Below are 18,062 nucleotides of genomic sequence, written 5' to 3' on the forward strand. Positions count from 1 at the left end.
TTATTGTTATGGAGAATAGTGTTCCAGATATTGTATTGTTTTTAGGCAGGTTTCACCCTCTTGTCGTGCATTTGCCTATTGGCTTTTTGTTTTTTGCCTTTGTTTTGGAAGTATTTAGTCGGTGGAAAAAGAACCCTGTACTTACTTCAGGAATTCCGTTAGCCTTGTTCTTAGGAGCACTTAGTGGTACCGTGGCCTGTATTTTAGGATACATGTTGTCCTTAAGTGGTGATTATGAAGAGAGTGCTCTAGATACCCACTTTTGGTTTGGTATTGCCACTACAGCTATTGCATTTTTAGCGTGGCTTATCAGAATTGAAAAAATTAATATAGCAAGCTTAAACAAGCTTCAACCGAACATAGCGGCACTTACATTACTAGTTATTTTATTAAGCGTAACCGGGCATTATGGCGGTAACCTTACCCACGGTAGTGACTATTTGGTAAAATACTTGCCTTTTGGTGGTGTAGACAAAAAGGAGCTTGTTGCGGTTACTAAGGTCCAGGATGCTGAGGTATTTGGTTATCTTGTGGCCCCTATTTTGCAAAATAAGTGTGGAAGCTGTCATAATTCTAGTAAGAAAAAAGGAGGACTCTCTATTGCAGACAGTGTGTCTATTTTAGTGGGTGGTAAAAATGGGGAGATACTAATTCCTGGGGATGCCAACAATTCTGAAATACTTAAAAGAGTAGTATTAGATCCGCATGATGATAATTTTATGCCTCCCGAAGGTAAAACTCCTTTGACCGAAGAAGAAATAGCCATTTTAACGTATTGGATAGAAAATGCTAAAGCGGGTTTCAGCACAAAAGTCGCCGCCGTAGAAACCAATGAAACTATTACAGGAATAGCTAGTACAATGTTGGGACTATCTGGCACTTCTACTTCTCAAGGTGCTGAAATAGAAACACCTAAAGTAGCATTGGTTCCGGATGACGCCATAATTGCGTTACAAGCAGAAGGGTTTAGGCTTAGAGAACTCGCATTTGAATCGGGTTTATATGAAGTGGTTTTAGCGCCAAATTCTAATGTAAATGGCACGCCAAAAAGCATGTCTGAAAAATTAGAAAAATTGCTTTCGATAAAAGAAAATATCCTTTGGTTATCGTTAGAAGATAATCAGATAGCGGATGAACATATAGCGTTGATTGCTCAATTTCCAAACGTTCAAAAACTAAAATTGAATGATAACCCATTGTCTGATGCTGCGGTAACCCCGCTAATAAAATTAGAGAATTTAACAAGTGTCAATTTATTAGGGACTAAAATAACGTCAAAAAGTATCCCTGCTTTTTCGGAAATGAAGCGCCTTAAATATGCCTATGTCTGGAAAACAAATATTAAAAAAGAGGACGTAGAGAAACAATCAATAGAGGATTTTCCTAAGATTATAATTGAGTAAATTTATATAGATAGCATCAAAGCCCATGAAGAAAGGTATTGTATTCAGTAGTATTATCGCATTAATTACAATCAGTTGTACCTCGCAAAAGATGATGGCTGATACAGAAATTGGTACGCAGAAATATACCGCTGATTGGGAATCTTTACAACAGTATGAAGTTCCAGCATGGTACAAAGATTTAAAATTCGGAATTTATTTTCACTGGGGACCTTATTCCGTTCCTGCCTATGAAAATGAGTGGTATTCTCGTTGGATGTATGTGGATGGGCATCTTATCAATAAACATCATAAAGAAACCTACGGAACTTTAGATACTTTTGGGTATAAAGATTTTATTCCCATGTTTAAAGCAGAAAAATTTGATGCTGAGGTTTGGGCAGATTTGTTTGTAAAAGCAGGGGCTCAATTTGCTGGTCCTATCGCAGAACATGCGGATGGTTTTGCTATGTGGGATAGCCAACTTACCAAATGGGATGCTAAAGATATGGGACCGAAAATAGACGTGGTAGGAGCTATGGAAAAGGCCATAAAATCTCGTGGACTTAAATTTATAACTACCTACCATCGGCACTGGTTGTATGCATGGTATCCAACATGGGATGAAAGTACAGATGCCTCAAATCCGCTTTATGAGGGCCTCTATGGCCCAAAAGTTCCAGAAGGTACTTTTGTGATGGCGAATAAACCTACACATCCTTTGCCAAGTGCTGCATTTAATCAAGAATGGTTAGATAGGCTTACCGAATTGACGACTAAATATGATCCAGATATTGTATGGTTTGATAATAAAATGGATATCATAGGAGAAAAATATAGAAAGCAGTTTTTAGCTGATTTTTACAATCGCGGTCTTAAGAAAGGGAAAGAGGTTGTTGTTACTTACAAGTTTGAAGATTTAGCGGTAGGTTCTGCAGTTTTAGATCTTGAGCGCTCTAGAATGAGTGAAAAAAAAGAGTTTACTTGGCTTACAGATGATTCTATTGATTGGAAAGCGTGGAGCAATATTCAGAACCCAGAATACAAATCTACTAACAGACTTATAGATTTTTTGGTGGATGTGGTTAGTAAAAATGGTGCAGTACTATTAAATATTACACCTACAGCGGCGGGAGAAATACCTTCTCAGGTACAAGAGCGACTGCTGCAAATGGGAGATTGGTTAGCTGTAAATGGCGAAGCTATTTACGGAACCAGGCCCTGGAAAATTTATGGTGAAGGACCAGCAGAGGTTGTAGAAGGCCATTTAAGTGAACATAAAAATCCAGATAATACAGCAGAAGATATTCGGTTTACTACTAATGATGACATTCTCTACGCAACGGTTTTAGATTGGCCAGAAAAAGAAGTGCTTATAAAATCGTTGGGGAGCCAAGAGCAAAAAATTAAAAGCATTCATTTATTAGGCAGTCAAGAAGTAATCAAGTGGAAACAAAGTGAAACCACTTTGATTATTCAACCTAGTAAGAGCAAGATTGGCGACTTCGCTTTTGTGTATAAAATTGAATTTTCTAAATAAAAAAATACCTCCTTTCCTTTTCTGTTGTGCACTTTTAGAACAAATGACTTTCTGTTTCAAAAGTGTTTGCCTAACATTTAAATTACTTTTCAAATTCTAAATATTTTAACATTTTTTTTCTTATTTCGCAGAATTGATATAGGCTAAATGTAAATACTTCACTTTGTATGTGTTTTTTAGGCTTTTATAAGGGTTTGGTTAACATTTTTTTAAGATTTTATACATATGTTCCGTTTAAAAAAACATTTGTTACGCCCCTTGATCTAAATAAAATCAAAATTTGTCTAACTAAACTTAAAAAGAACAGAATATGAAATTTAATTTATTTGTCAAGTCTAGACTCAAGGTTTTTCTGACAGCAATATTATGTATTGTTGGCTTTGGTTTGGTACAGGCGCAATCAAAAAGCGTAAAGGGGATTATCACTGGAGAAGGTGAGCCTCTTCCGGGCGTAAGCATCGTGGTAAAAGGTACCGCAGTCGGAGCGGTATCAGATTTTGATGGAAATTATGAAATACAAGCTCCGCCAAATAGTACATTAATCTTTAGTTATATCGGTTATCAACTTCAGGAAATACCTGTAAATTCAAAGAGTACTATTAATGTGGTCTTGACAGAAGATGTTGCTGCATTGGAAGAAGTGGTTGTTATTGGTTACGGTTCTCAAAAAAGAAGAGAAGTTACTGGTGCTGTAGCGCAAGTACAAGCAGAAGATATTGAAAAAATATCAACATCAGATATTGGTAGCGCACTTCAAGGACAAATTGCTGGTGTGAATGTGACATCGAGTAGTGGTCAACCAGGCGCTGATGCAGTCGTTTTAATTCGTGGTATTAATTCTGTTTTTGGAAGTAATAGTCCGCTATATGTGGTAGATGGAATACCTCAAGATGGAAACCCACAATTAAGTGTTGCGGAAATTGAAACTATAGACGTTCTTAAAGATGCTGCTTCTGCTGCAATCTATGGTACAAGAGGATCTGCTGGGGTTATTTTGATCACAACAAAAACCGGTAAGGTTGGAAAAATGAATATTGGAGTGACCAGCTATATGGGAGTCCAAGATATTACCTCTAGCGTGCCTTTGATGAATTTTGAAGATTCTATGTACTCTCAGTTTTTGAGACTGAATAATTTGAATGGGACGTTCCCTAATAATTCTTTTACGACACTAGAGCAAAATCCTAATGATTTTACAAACAATACCTATCTGATGGATCTTTTACAGAACGATATGGCATTAATACAAAATCATAATGTAAATATCTCTGGAGGCAAAGAAGGACTTACCTATAATGTTTCTATGAACTATTTTGATCAAGAAGGATCATTAATAAACTCTGGATTAGACCGTTTGAATGTAAGAGCAAATACTACATATAAAAAAGATAAATGGACCTTTACAACGGGTGTTGGTTTAAGAACAGATGAACAAAACTATACACCTTGGCAGATTTTGTTAGATGGGTATAGATACAAACCTTATCAAAAAGCGATAGATCCAAATTCTCCAACTCAGGATGATAGTGCAGGATCTAATACCAGTAATGATGCCGTAAACTTAAGTTATTTGACCAGTAAGTTAAAGCAGACCGATGTTAGGAATGGCGATAATTTTGATGTGAGAATGCAAGTAGATTATCAAGTACTTAAAAACTTGAAATTTACAACACGTGGTTCTTTGAGTCGCACAAATAATACGAGAGTTAGAATTAATCCATTGTTTACCGCCTATAGTGTAGATGGTGATTTGATACCGCAACAAGTAAGATCTGGTGTATATAATCAAAGTGATAGAGCTACCAGTGCTACTTTAGATGGGATTGTCTCTTATGATAAGAATTTTGGTGATCATCATGTTACTCTTGTTGGTGCCTATACTACAGAGAAATACACCTACAATTCGTTTTTTGCTCAAAAATTTGATCTTTTTAATAATGAAATTGTAACTCTAAATGGTGCAACATTAGATGCCAATGTGGGGACAGGTAATGGATATGGTCAAGATAGAATAAATACCTTAATAGGTATGTTGGGAAGAGCTCAGTATGATTATAAGGGGAAGTATTTATTAAGTGCCAGTCTTCGTCGTGATGGTACAAGTCGTTTTTCAGAAGAGAATAGATGGATCTATGCACCTTCAGTATCTGCAGCGTGGATTGTTTCTGATGAAAAGGGTTGGGATAAAGTGTTTGGAAATACGTTTAACTTCTTTAAAATTAGAATGAGTTCTGGTACTACGGGGAACCAAAGTATTTTAGATTATAGTACAGAACCTACCATAGGATTAGGTAACGATTATGTTTTTGGAACTGGCGCTAATGAGTCTTTAGTTTTAGGAGCGGTCCAAGAAGCTTATAAAAATCCAGATGCTAAATGGGAGAAAAAAATAGAAAAGAACTTTGGGGTAGAATTTGGATTTTTTAATAATAAACTAACAATTACGAGTGAAGTGTATGATGGTTCTAGAACAAATATGCTATTCCCTGTTGTTTTACCACCTACCGTTGGTGGAGGTAATAACTCTAGTGTAATACTTAATGTGGGTGATATGCGTAACTACGGAACAGAGCTGAGCGCTAATTATAAGCACCGAGGAAAATTCAGCTGGAATGTATCTGCAAATTATTCTAAGAATGAAAACACGATTACTAGAATGAGCGATTCTAATAAGTTTTCTTTTTTAAGTGGTAGTAGTGTTGCTCCAGGATTACCGGGAGAAGATTTAGTAACGGCATTAAGAGAAGGGTATGAAGCGGGAGCTTTTTTCCTTATCGAAACAGATGGCCTTGTTAGAACACCAGAAGAATTGGTAGAATATCAAAAAATAGATGAAACAGCTAGTTTGGGTTCACTGCGTTATGTAGATCAATTAACTGTAGATACTAATAATGATGGTATTCCTGATGAAGGCGATGGTTTAATAGATCTAGAAGATAGAGTATACAAAGGTAGTGGAGCTCCTGAATTTGAATTAGGATTAAACTTAAATGCAGATTACAAAGGGATAGATTTCTCTATGAATTGGTACGCAGCAATTGGTGGCGAAATTATTAATGGTAGTAAAGCTTATGCTTATAAGCAAGGTACCCATCAAGACTTAGTATATCAATGGACTCCAACAAATCCTACATCAGATATCCCAGCAGATAGAGGTCGTGATAATTTCAACTATCGTGGTTATACAGATTACTGGCTTCAGGATGGAAGTTTCGCAAGATTAAGAAACTTAACATTGGGGTATTCTTTACCTAAAAAATGGAATGATAAACTTAAAATTAGTAAGCTAAGGTTTTACCTCGCAGCAGATAACCTTATTACCATAACAAATTATGATGGTTTTGACCCAGAGATTGGTAATGATGGTTTAAATACCCGTGGAATAGATGCAGGGGTGTACCCAATTAGCACACAATATAGAGCTGGTATTGAATTTAAATTTTAAAAAAACATAGCAATGAGAAAAATAATTTTTAATAAAATAGTAGTTGCTTTACTGTGTATAATATGCGGTACGGCGTGCTCTGATGATTTCTTAGCAGAAACAAATCCTAATGAGCTTTCAACGGGTAGTTTCTGGAAAAATAATGTAGATCTTAATACGGGTTTAACCTCTGTTTATAATGGGTTTAAGAATACCAGTATTTTTAATGTAGTCTCAGAAAACCATCGGGCAGATATGACTTGGCCGGGATTTGGTAGACCAAATACACAAAATGCGTTTTATCTTCAAACGTTTAATGATGCTGAAAATGACATCAGAAATAAATGGGCTGCATTGTATGTAGTAATTTTCAGAGCTAATCAAGTAATTGAAAATGGGAATAGACTTAAAGAGACGTATACAGATCAAGATAAAATAGATTTTGCTACAGAAATAATAGCGCAAGCAAGATTTTTCAGAGGTATTTCATATACTTACTTGTACAATATGTTTAACCAAGGTAGTGTACCTATTTTTGATTTTGTTCCAGAATCTGAAGATGAATTTTACCAACCTGTAAGCTCAGCAAGTGATGTGAAAGCTTTTTATATTGCCGACCTTGAGTTTGCTTATGAAAATTTACCACCAGCTTGGGATGGGAATGTAAACTTAGGAAGAGTAACATCTGCAGCGGCAGCGGCAGAGTTAGGAAGAAGTTATTTGTATGAAGAAGAATATACGCAAGCGGCAGTATATTTTAATGATATCATCACGAACTCAGAATATGGGAGAAGTTTAGTAGATAACATCGATGATAATTTTTCTGAAGCGGGAGAGTTTAATTCAGAATCTATTTTGGAGGTTAGTTACTCTGTAAATTTCAAAGCAGAATTAAATCCTTTTGATAGTCAGAATGTATCAAATACTTTAGGTAGATCTTTTTCTCCTGGAAATTTAGGAGGTTACAGAAGTGGTGTTCCTAGTTGTTGGCTGCAAATGGCGTATAAAAATGAAGCGATGGATTTAAGCGATCCTCGTAATTTTGTACCCTGTGAAGATGGTTCTGAAGGTTGTGATCCGGTAACCTTAACTAGACCTAGATCATACTCTCTTCGTACCTCTTATTCGTTAGCACTTGTAGATGATGTAGATACCCCTTTTTATGGAGGCTTTTTACCGGGACAGGTAACTCCGTTTAATAATAAAGAATGTGCTTATTTCAGAAAATATTCTAATTGGGCTACGGTAAACTCAGAAAATGACATTGTTCCTAATACTCGTTCAGGAATTAACATTCGTCTCGTACGTTTAGCAGATGTATATTTAATGCTAGCAGAATGTCTTATAAAAGGCGGTACAGATGAAGGTGGTTTAAATGATGCTTTGGCATTGGTTAATGAAGTGAGACACCGTTCTGCGTTGCAATTAATTGGTTTAAATGGCACAGGATCTTATCCAGGTGCAGATCATGATAATGTAGCGTATTCAGCGCAAGAGCTAATGGAGCATTTAATGTATGTGGAAAGACCGTTGGAATTGGCAGAAGAAGGCCACGCCATTCGTTTTCTTGACCTTAGAAGATGGGGTGTTTTAAAGCAACGTTTTCAAGACTTAAGTACTAAAAAATATTGGGGCGATAATTATGTAACTACAGATACAGATGGTAAAGTAGTAACCAGATGGGGAGCTTTGTTGATAGAAGGCGAAAATCCTATAGCTGGTGGTTTTACTTATGTAGATTATGCGCAAGCAGCAGTAAACTATAGTGAAAATTTACACGGGTATTACCCAATACCAAATAGTGAGGTTACGGCTAATCCTAATTTGAACAACTAAAAAAAACAAAATGAAAAATAAATTAATAATAATAGCCCTAGTTATTGGCCTCTTTACCGCCTGTAACAGGGATGAGTATGATGCTCCAAATTCTTTATCAGATGTTTCATGGTATACAAGTGGTTTTAGAGATACCATTATACAAGTAAATGTAAATAATTTTGCTTCTTTTTCAGATTTGTCTCAAGGAGCGCTGTCTCATAAATGGACCATAGAGGAAGGGAGCTTTTATTTAAAAGGGCCAATCACTAGAAGTGATACCATATTTGATGATTTTAAGATTCAACCAGAATCCTTAGAAAGTGAAGATGAGACCATTCATGTGTTGTTTACACAAGGTGGACTAAAAAAAGTAAATTTATACAATGAATTTAGCGAGTATGTTGAATTTAAGGGGGCAGACGGATTTATATTTCCTTCAAAAGAAGTTGCTGGTAAATGGGTTATTGATACTACATTTATTGTAGATGTATACGATACTATCGTGCCAAAAATTCTAATTCGTCAAAATGGTATTGTGGTTCCTCACGAGTCTGAAACGGATGAAATTATTGTAGAGGCAGGTTCTACTCTAGAATTTGTAGATGTATCTACCATAGGGCGCCCTAATACAAGATCATGGTCTATAGCAGGAGTAACAAAAACAGATTCTCTTTCCGTAATTCAATTTAATAAATTAGGAAGTTATAAAGGAAACTTAAATATAAGTAGACAAGGGGAGAGTATTCCTGGAGATTTTGATAACTATAAGATACCTGCAACAATAACCGTTATACCTTCTTCCTTACCTTTTGAAGTAGCTGGCGAAGTTGTAGAGTTAGAGAATCAAACAATTCAAATACCGTATAATGGAGAATTTGCTCCTTTTTCAGATCAAAGTTCTCATTTTACGGTTACCGTAAATGGTACTCCTTTTGCAATAGCATCCATAGGGCTTAATGCTTCAAATGCAACACTTTTAGAAATTAAATTACAAGAACAAATTTATCGATCAGATGTAATCACAGTTTCTTATGATGGAAGCGGAGATTTTGAATCTACGGACACACGAATTCCGGGTGCATTTACAGACGTTCCCGTAGCCATGTTTCAGCATGAAATTGTAAAGTTTGATTTTGAATCTAATGGCGGTAATTGGACGGCAAATGTAGAAAATTTGCCAACCACTACCATTGATATTTCAACAGAACAAGCAGCTAGTGGTGTTAGTAGTTTAAAGGTGGATGCAGGTGCATCTGGTAATTGGTCTTCTTTTGAGAATCTTGTAGATCTATTTCATTTAGATGCAGGAGTATTGGTTCAATATGAATACAAAGTTTATAAAGCTACTGGTGCTAATTTAAATTTTATGGCTCCTTGGATTAATAATACAGGAGGAACAGTTACGCAGTTCTGGCATAATGATATTGCAACGGCTCCAGAGAATACTTGGGTAACTATAAGACCAGGTAAGCAATGGGCTACAGGAACAACGGCAGATGATTTTAATTTGTATTTAAGACATAGTGGTTCGGGAACACTTTATTTTGATGATATCCGAATTATAATAGTAGATGATAGACCATAAGATGGGTTAGTAAATTTTTAGACAAAGGGCTTCATATTATCTATGAAGCCCTTTTTTGCGATAAAAAATAGCATTGTCTATATTTTATCTAGTTTCATTTTAAGGATTCTTTAAATTCAATAATGAAATTTGAGAACACAATAAACAGATATAGAATTATGATAAAACTTAAATTGGTAGCCTTTGTTTTAATCTTTCAAGTACTTTCTTGTAGTAAAAGTAATGGGGAAGAAAAGCAGACGGTAGAAGAAGAAAGTCAAGAAGAAACGGTTACTCCTGAAGAGGAAGTAGAAGCGGAAGTAGAAGAGGAGACTACCGCAGATTGGAAAACTATTCCCGTGCCAGCAGATGCGGGTGCCGGTAAGGTATGGGAATTTCAAGAGCTTTCGGATGATTTTGATTATGATGCTCCTGCCGATGCTAAGGGAACTGAATTTGATAAGAAATGGACAGATTTTTACCACAACCAATGGAAAGGGCCAGGATTAACGGAGTGGAGAAGAGAAAATTCTTTAGTGGCCGATGGTAATTTGCAAATGATTGCAAATAGAGCAGAAGGTTCTAATAAAATAAATTTAGGCTGCATCACTTCTAAAGAACAGGTAGTATACCCTGTTTATATTGAGGCAAATGTTAAAATAGCCAATACAACTCTGGCTTCAGATGTTTGGTTATTGAGTTCTGATGATACACAAGAAATAGATATTGTAGAAGCTTATGGTGCTAGTTATTCAGAATTAGCCGATAGTGATCAAACCTGGTATGCAGAACGTATTCATATAAGTCATCATATGTTTATTAGAGATCCTTTTCAAGACTACCAACCAACAGACCCTGGTAGTTGGTATCGTGATGGTACCTTATGGAGAGAAGACTATCATATTGTAGGAGTGTATTGGAAAGATCCGTTTCATTTAGAATACTATATAGATGGTAAATTGGTACGAACAACTTCTGGTTCAGAAATGATTGATCCTAATAATTTTGCAGAAGGTAAGGGCTTATACAAGCCTATGGATATTATTATCAATGCAGAAGATCAAACCTGGCGCTCTGATAAAAATATTACACCTTCTGACAAGGAATTAGAAAATAAAGAAAATAACACTTTTAAAGTAGACTGGATCCGTATTTTTAAACCGGTTCCAGCTAATTAAAGGAATTAAAATAACAAGTGCTATAAAACGTATGAGTAGGATTCTAACTCATACGTTTTATTCATAAAATCATATGTTATCTTATATTCTTAAAAAATAGCTAACTTTTGTAAAGCGCTTCTAGCGCTTTTTCCTTTTTATATAAAGACAAAAAAATATTGAAAAATGCTTAAAAAAATCTTTGTACTTTCCGTTCTATCCATCTCCTTTTTTTCTTGCAAGGAAGCTGCTCAAGAAGAAGTAATCCCCACTAAAAAGCCAAATATTATTTACATCATGGCAGATGATCATACCACACAAGCATTTGGTATTTATGGCAGTAGGTTGGCAAGTTTAAATCCTACTCCAACCTTAGATCAATTGGCGCATGAAGGAATGGTCTTTGACAATTGCTTCGTAACCAACGCTATTTGTACACCAAGTAGAGCAACCATCCTTACAGGACAGTATAGTCAAGCAAATGGAGTATTAGATTTAGAGGGACATTTAGAGACAGCGAATCAATATTTACCGGAAGAACTTAGAAAATTAGGCTATCAAACTTCTCTAATTGGAAAATGGCATTTGGGTGAAAAGCCGAATTTTGATTATTACAACATTTTTACAGAGCATGGAGGGCAAGGATCTTATTTTGATCCTAATTTGACGGAAAGTGGAATGAATTTCGCGGAATACGGAACACCAGAATATGAGGGAAAAAAATATTCAGGTCACAGTTCAGATATTGTGGCAGACATCTCTATAGATTGGCTTAAAAATAAAAGAGACAAAAACAAACCATTTATGTTGATGGTTCAATTTAAAGCGCCCCATGATGATTTTGAATATGCGCCACGCTATAATGATTATTTAGCAGATACCTATATTCCTGAGCCTGCAAGTTTGTACGAAAATGGGAATAATGGTTCTATAGCAACACGCGGAAAAAATGACTCCTTACTTAGTGTAATTGGCTCATCAGTTTCTAAAAGAAATACCATAAGAAGTATGGGAATGCGTTTGTGGAGTGATGCTTTTACTAAAATATCAAACCCAGATTTTGATGCCTCAGTAGGGACAAATTTAGATTTAAGTGATAAGGCTTATACGCATGCTACTTATCAAGAATATCTAAAAAGATACCTGCGTTGCGTAAAAGGGGTAGATGATAATGTGGCACGCTTAATTAAATATCTAAAAGAAGAAGGGTTGTATGATAGCAATACCATCATTGTATATACGGGAGATCAGGGCTTTATGCTTGGGGAGCATGATTATATAGACAAACGTTGGATGTATGAAGAATCTATGCGTATGCCATTTATTGTGCATTATCCAGAAAAAATTAAGCCCAATACCAGAACAAATGCAATTATTAATAATACCGATTTTGCTCCAACCTTAATTGATTTAGCAGGGGGCACAGCACCAAAGCAAATGCAGGGGCATAGCTTCAAAACTATTTTAGAAACAGGCGAAGAGCCAGAAGATTGGCAACAGTCTACCTATTATAGGTATTGGATGCATATGGCTCATGCACATGCCAATCCAGCGCATTTCGGAATTCGAACAAAGCAATACAAGCTTATCTTTTTCTATGGTAAGTATTGGGTAGACACCAAAGATCCAGAAGCTACATGGAATAAAAAGAGTTGGGGTAACCGGTTTGAAATGGATACTCCCGTGGCTTGGGAATTTTATGATCTCAGTAAAGATCCTAAAGAGATGAATAATGCTTATAACAATCCAGAATACAAGGCTGTTATTGCCGATTTAAAAAATCAGTTGATAGCAAAACGTAAAAGCTTAAATGAAGAAGACGGGGAAAAATATCCACATATTCAGAAGGTGATTGACGCCCATTGGAACGATTAAATATAACCTTGTAGAACCAACTTTTTATGAAAATCAGCATTCAAATATTGGTAGTTATGGTGTTGCTAGTTTCTGTTGCAGGAAACAGCCAAATGAAAAAAGAGCGGTATACTTCTAGAGTTATTTCCATTCCAAAATGGGAAGTTGTGGATATTAGTTTTAAAAGTAATGAAGAAGCAGTAGCACCCTACACTACAGATTTTTCAGCAATTTTTACGAATGAAAAGGGTAAGCAACAAAAAGTACTTGGTTTTTATAACGGCAAAAATGAGTGGATCATTCGTTTTTCTAGTAATGAGGAAGGGCAATATACCTATGAAACCGCATCCGTTCTAAAAGCACTGAATCCGAAGAAAGGTAAAGTTAAGGTAGTGGCTTCGAGTAATACGAATCATGGAGGTATTGTAATTAAAGAAGAAGATCCTCAACACTTTTATTATGAAGATGGTACGCCTTATTTTTTATTAGCTTTTGAATGTGATTGGCTGTATGCCTTAGATTATCATACGGAAAAAAGCTTGCCTAAGACAGATCATTTACTGGATTTAATAAAGGAAAACGGATTCAATCAAATTGTGATGAACGTATTTTCTTATGATGTGAGTTGGCAGAAAGATGCGAAACTAGCACAGCATCCAGAGCACGAATTTGGAGGGCCAAAGGATATATTTCCTTTTCTAGGAACAAATGATACTCCTGATTATAGTGCCTTGAATCCAGAATTTTTTCAAAAGCTAGACCGGACCATCAGCTCAATGCACGATAAGCGCATAGCATCACATTTGATGATTTATGTCTGGAACAAATTAGTCGCCTGGCCCGATATGAATAGCGAGGCAGATAATATGTATTTTGATTATGTGGTAAAACGTTATCAGGCCTTCCCAAATATGGTTTGGGATATTTCTAAAGAAGCTTTGTATTATGGTAGAGCAGATGAAGCCTATATTCATGGAAGAATTGAAAGACTGCGTAAAGCAGATCAATTTAATAGATTGGTGTCGGTACATGATTTTAAATACTGTTCTAATTTCCCTGAAAAGGTGGACTTTATATCTACCCAAAACTGGTCGCACAATCTATATGACAAGATGTTAGCTGCTCAGACAAAATTTAAGGACAAGCCTGTATTTAATATAGAGCATGGCGGTTATGAAGAAGCTCCGTATACGGTTTTTACAGGAGATTATACGAACGCAGAAACGTGCCTAAGAAGAAATTATATGTGTTTGTTTGCAGGAGTATACACTACGTATTATTGGCAAGGAGCTTCTTGGAATGCTATTATTTACAATCCTTTTGAACAGCCAGAAGATTTTAAAAAACCAAAATTTGAATATTTTCAACACATGATGAAATTATTCACTGCATTTGATTTTAGCAAAATGAAACCCACACCTTGGCAAAATGGCAGCGCTTACAATCTAACGAATGATGAGAAGACTGTTTTACTCTACATTCATAAAGAAAATTACGGTATAGACGCTGCATTTTTGAAAAAAGAAAGTAGTAAAAGAACTGTGCAATGGTTTAATTCAGTAACCGGTGAATTTACTAGTGTAGCAGCTATGCAAGATTCAGGTAAGTTTATATCTCCTTGGTCTGGAAAAGCAGACGCTATTTTGATTTCTGAGCTCAGACAGCCCTAAAAACAGGTGTTTTAATCATTTGCTCTATTATTAAAGACATACGTTTTAATGCTTTTCGCGGGATAATTCGAATTTCGCTACAGAAACTAAAGGAAACCATTTAAGAATTATTTACCATGAATTTAAAAAGATATATGTTGTTTGCCATTCTGGTTTGTTCGTTGGCAATTTCTTCCTGTGCTGATAAAAAGGAGAAAAAAGAAACTGTAGAGCAAGAGAAGCCTGTATATGAAGCAAACTGGGAATCTATAAAAGCAAATTATAAAGACCCAACATGGTTTAATGAAAAAAAGTTTGGAATTTTTATCCACTGGGGAGCATACAGTGTTCCTGCTTATAGTTCAGAATGGTATCCTCGAAAAATGTATATGGATACAGCTACATTTTCTGCGCAATTAAAATTAGGAGAAAAGGGTCCCTCAGATGTTTTTTTACATCACAAAGAAAATTGGGGAGATCCAAAAACGTTTGGATATAAAGATTTTATTCCAATGTTTAAAGGTGAAAAATTTGACGCCAATGAGTGGATCAACATCTTTGAGAAAGCTGGTGCAAAGTACGTGATTCCTGTGGCAGAACATCACGATGGTTTTGCCATGTACAAATCAAATGTGACCCGTTGGAACTCGGTAGATATGGGGCCTAAAAAAGATATTTTGGGCGAATTATTTAAAGCTGGTAGAGATAAAGGTATGATCATGGGAGCTTCTTCTCACTTTGCCTTCAACTGGTCTTTCTATAATAAAAAAGATAAATTTGATACGACAGACCCAGAATATTCAGATTTGTATTCTACCAAGGGTAAAGATTTAACGCAACCTGTATCTGAAGAATTTAAGGAGCTTTGGTGGGCAAGAACAAAAGATATTATAGATAACTATCAACCAGATATTTTATGGTTCGATTTTTATTTAGATATCCCTGATTTTGCAGATCAACGCCCTAAATTAGCCGCCTATTATTACAATAAAGGTATTGAGTGGGGAAAAGAAGTAGTGTTGCAGGATAAAAACTTCTCTCATGAAGCATTTCCAGAAGGAACAGTTATCTATGATTTAGAACGAGGTAAACTACCTGGAATTAGAAAATTGCCATGGCAAACGGATACCTCAATAGGTAAAAACTCTTGGAGTCATGTAACCAATTGGGAATCTAAGACCGCCAATGAAATTGTAGATGATTTAATTGATATTGTTAGTAAGAATGGAAATCTATTACTGAATGTAGGTCCAAAAGCTGATGGTACTATTCCAGAAGATCAGCAAGCTATATTATTTCAAATTGGCGATTGGTTAAAAATTAATGGCGATGCAATATATGATACTACCTACTGGAAAACTTTTGGTGAAGGTCCTACAGAAGTAAAAAAAGGACACCACTCAGAAGGTGATAATGAAGGTTTGTCTTCCAAAGACATCAGATTTACAACAAAAGATAATAAGTTATTTGCTATCGTTCTTGATTGGCCAGAAGATGGGATTGTAACAATTGAGTCGCTTGCCAAAAATTCAGAATATGTAAAAGATTTAAAGATTACCAATGCGAAAGTTTTAGGTAGTCCAGACAAAATAAAATGGAGTCAAGAGGCTGATGGTTTAAAAGTAACAATGCCAACAGAAAAACCAGGAGACTTTGCTTATGTTATTCAATTCGATTTTTAGTAGTACTGTAGTTTAATTTTTAGTATGTGCCAAGGCTTTGTTTTCTGACGAGTCTTGGCATTTTTTTTTAATCCTAATCTATACATGATGAAATTTAGAAATTCACACTATTCCAACATACCCGTTTACACGCTAAGCGCTCTATTACTTTTTATGGTAGGGTGTAAAAGTTCTGCAGAGGTCACAACCATAACAGAGAAGAATACCCTAACAACAAATATGTTTGAGAAAAATCTATCTAATTGGGAAGTCTGGATAGGGGCGGTTCATACTTCTGTAGATTTAGACGTAGATAAGTTTGATAATGTTCAAACAGGCAAGCCTTTAGGATTGCATAAGGATGTAAAAAATGTCTTTTCGGTACAAGAGGAAAACGGAGAAGCTATACTAAAAATAACAGGAGAAATTTACGGAGGGTTAACGACGAAAAAAGAATATGGTAACTATCATCTATCAGTTCAATTTAAATGGGGAGATAAGAAATGGGAACCAAGATTAACTACAAAAAGAGATAGTGGCATACTCTATCATGCTAAAGGCCCCCATGGTGCTTTCTGGAATGTGTGGATGGCTAGTGCTGAGTTTCAAGTTCAAGAAGGAGATTGTGGAGATTTCATTGCTTTAGGTGATGTCTACGGGGATGTCCCTTCGGATAAAAAAATGAGAAGCGACGGTAAACCTTATTTTGTTTATAATCCTAAAGGGTCTTTAACGCCTTTAAAATGGGGAGCAGATTTTGAATCGGGACAAGCTAGTAAAGCTACTTTACATGAAAAGCCACATGGAGAATGGAACACTTTAGAGATTTATTGCTTAGGAAGTGAAAGTCTTCATGTCGTAAATGGTTTTGTAGTGAACAACGTAAAGAATATTCGCTATGATTTGGATGGAAAAACATACACGGTTACTAAAGGTAAGATTCAATTACAATCAGAAGCAGCAGAAGTATACTACAAAGATTTAACACTAACACCTATTACTGCGTTTCCAGAAAAATTTAAAGGCTTATAAGCCTTTCAGGTGTAATTAATCATCCGTTCTATATTCTAGAACATACGTAGTCTGCAATCCTAGTCTCTTAAATTAATTTTGAGAGTAATACTCCGGTAATCATAAAACTCAAATTTAGGACAATGAGAATTTTCACAGGTATCGCTTTTCTTTTGGTAAGTAGTGTTTTTTATGGCCAGACTCCCGAGGTCTCGAAAAATAAAAAATGGGTGCTAGTACCAGAATTATCGGATGAATTTGATCAAGATATTCTAGATACAACCAAATGGCAAAAAGAACCTATTGGCAATGATTGGGTATGGGATGGTAGGCCACCTGCACTATTTAAAGCTAGTAATGTTGCTGTAAAAGATGGGAAGTTAAATGTTACGGTAGGCAAATTAGATCAACCAGTCACTACTAAAGGTAAAGTATTCACCTATCAAGGAGGTATCGTTAGATCTTTAAACCCTGGAAAAGTTGGGTATTATTATGAGGCTAAGATGAAAGCTAATAAAACAGTTATGTCTTCTACTTTTTGGCTGATGAGTAAGTATGATTGTGAGCAAAAATTAGAATTAGACATTCAAGAATGTGTGGGCAGAACTACTGATAAAACAGAAGTTTGGGCACAAAAATGGGATCAAATTTTTCATGCAGATGCCATACACCGTAAAACTACTTGCAACCCTGAAGCTAAAAGGGTACAGCAGCAATTTACACCAGAAACAAAAAACCATGAACGCTTCTATGTCTATGGTGCTTGGTGGAAATCTGATACAGAAATTTTGTTTTATCTAGATGGTACATATACCTACACTTTAAACCCTACGGTAGCATGGAATGTGCCTGCATATATTCATACGGCTATAGAAACATATGATTGGAATCCTATTCCTGATGATGGAGGTTTAGTAACGCATGGTACTTTGGAAGAACGTACGACCCAATATGAATGGGTTAGAACATGGGAGTTAAAATAGATAAGAACAGATTATGAAT

11 protein-coding genes are annotated in these 18,062 nt (G+C 35.7%); all 11 read left to right on the forward strand.

The window, feature by feature from the left end; all coding sequences use genetic code 11:
* The first annotated feature begins 8 nt into the window (after positions 1–8).
* The 11 genes from BLQ19_RS15550 (at position 9) to BLQ19_RS15600 (ending at position 18,043) form a co-directional block, all read left to right on the forward strand.
* A complete protein-coding gene (locus BLQ19_RS15550; protein ID WP_074538948.1) occupies positions 9–1,403 on the forward strand; it encodes a DUF2231 domain-containing protein in 1,395 nt (464 codons plus the stop codon).
* A 25-nt stretch (positions 1,404–1,428) separates the two neighbouring features.
* Positions 1,429–2,922: an alpha-L-fucosidase gene (locus tag BLQ19_RS15555; RefSeq protein ID WP_074538949.1), complete on the forward strand. Its 1,494-nt coding sequence runs from the start codon at positions 1,429–1,431 to the stop codon at positions 2,920–2,922.
* Positions 2,923–3,232: 310 nt separating this feature from the next.
* Positions 3,233–6,367, forward strand: a complete 3,135-nt coding sequence (locus BLQ19_RS15560; protein WP_024481475.1) for a SusC/RagA family TonB-linked outer membrane protein — start codon at positions 3,233–3,235, stop codon at positions 6,365–6,367.
* Between the two features lie 12 nt (positions 6,368–6,379).
* The gene (locus BLQ19_RS15565) at positions 6,380–8,182 is read left to right on the forward strand and encodes a RagB/SusD family nutrient uptake outer membrane protein (RefSeq protein ID WP_074538950.1); all 1,803 of its coding nucleotides are present in this window, start codon (positions 6,380–6,382) and stop codon (positions 8,180–8,182) included.
* Between the two features lie 10 nt (positions 8,183–8,192).
* Positions 8,193–9,749: a hypothetical protein gene (locus tag BLQ19_RS15570; protein ID WP_025615692.1), complete on the forward strand. Its 1,557-nt coding sequence runs from the start codon at positions 8,193–8,195 to the stop codon at positions 9,747–9,749.
* Between the two features lie 158 nt (positions 9,750–9,907).
* Entirely contained in the window at positions 9,908–10,906 is a 999-nt protein-coding gene (locus BLQ19_RS15575) for a family 16 glycosylhydrolase (RefSeq protein WP_074538951.1), read from the forward strand.
* 165 nt (positions 10,907–11,071) lie between these two features.
* The gene (locus tag BLQ19_RS15580) at positions 11,072–12,760 is read left to right on the forward strand and encodes a sulfatase family protein (RefSeq protein WP_074538952.1); all 1,689 of its coding nucleotides are present in this window, start codon (positions 11,072–11,074) and stop codon (positions 12,758–12,760) included.
* Positions 12,761–12,786: 26 nt separating this feature from the next.
* The gene (locus BLQ19_RS15585; protein ID WP_074538953.1) at positions 12,787–14,409 is read left to right on the forward strand and encodes a DUF5060 domain-containing protein; all 1,623 of its coding nucleotides are present in this window, start codon (positions 12,787–12,789) and stop codon (positions 14,407–14,409) included.
* 116 nt (positions 14,410–14,525) lie between these two features.
* Positions 14,526–16,070: an alpha-L-fucosidase gene (locus tag BLQ19_RS15590; RefSeq protein ID WP_025615688.1), complete on the forward strand. Its 1,545-nt coding sequence runs from the start codon at positions 14,526–14,528 to the stop codon at positions 16,068–16,070.
* A gap of 84 nt (positions 16,071–16,154) precedes the next feature.
* A complete protein-coding gene (locus tag BLQ19_RS15595) occupies positions 16,155–17,081 on the forward strand; it encodes a 3-keto-disaccharide hydrolase (protein WP_074538954.1) in 927 nt (308 codons plus the stop codon).
* A gap of 122 nt (positions 17,082–17,203) precedes the next feature.
* Positions 17,204–18,043 (forward strand): LamG domain-containing protein, encoded by an 840-nt coding sequence (locus BLQ19_RS15600; protein WP_083332261.1) that lies wholly within the window; start codon positions 17,204–17,206, stop codon positions 18,041–18,043.
* Positions 18,044–18,062 lie beyond the last annotated feature (19 nt).

Origin of the sequence: Cellulophaga baltica, from assembly GCF_900102165.1 — a bacterium.
GTDB lineage: Bacteria > Bacteroidota > Bacteroidia > Flavobacteriales > Flavobacteriaceae > Cellulophaga > Cellulophaga baltica.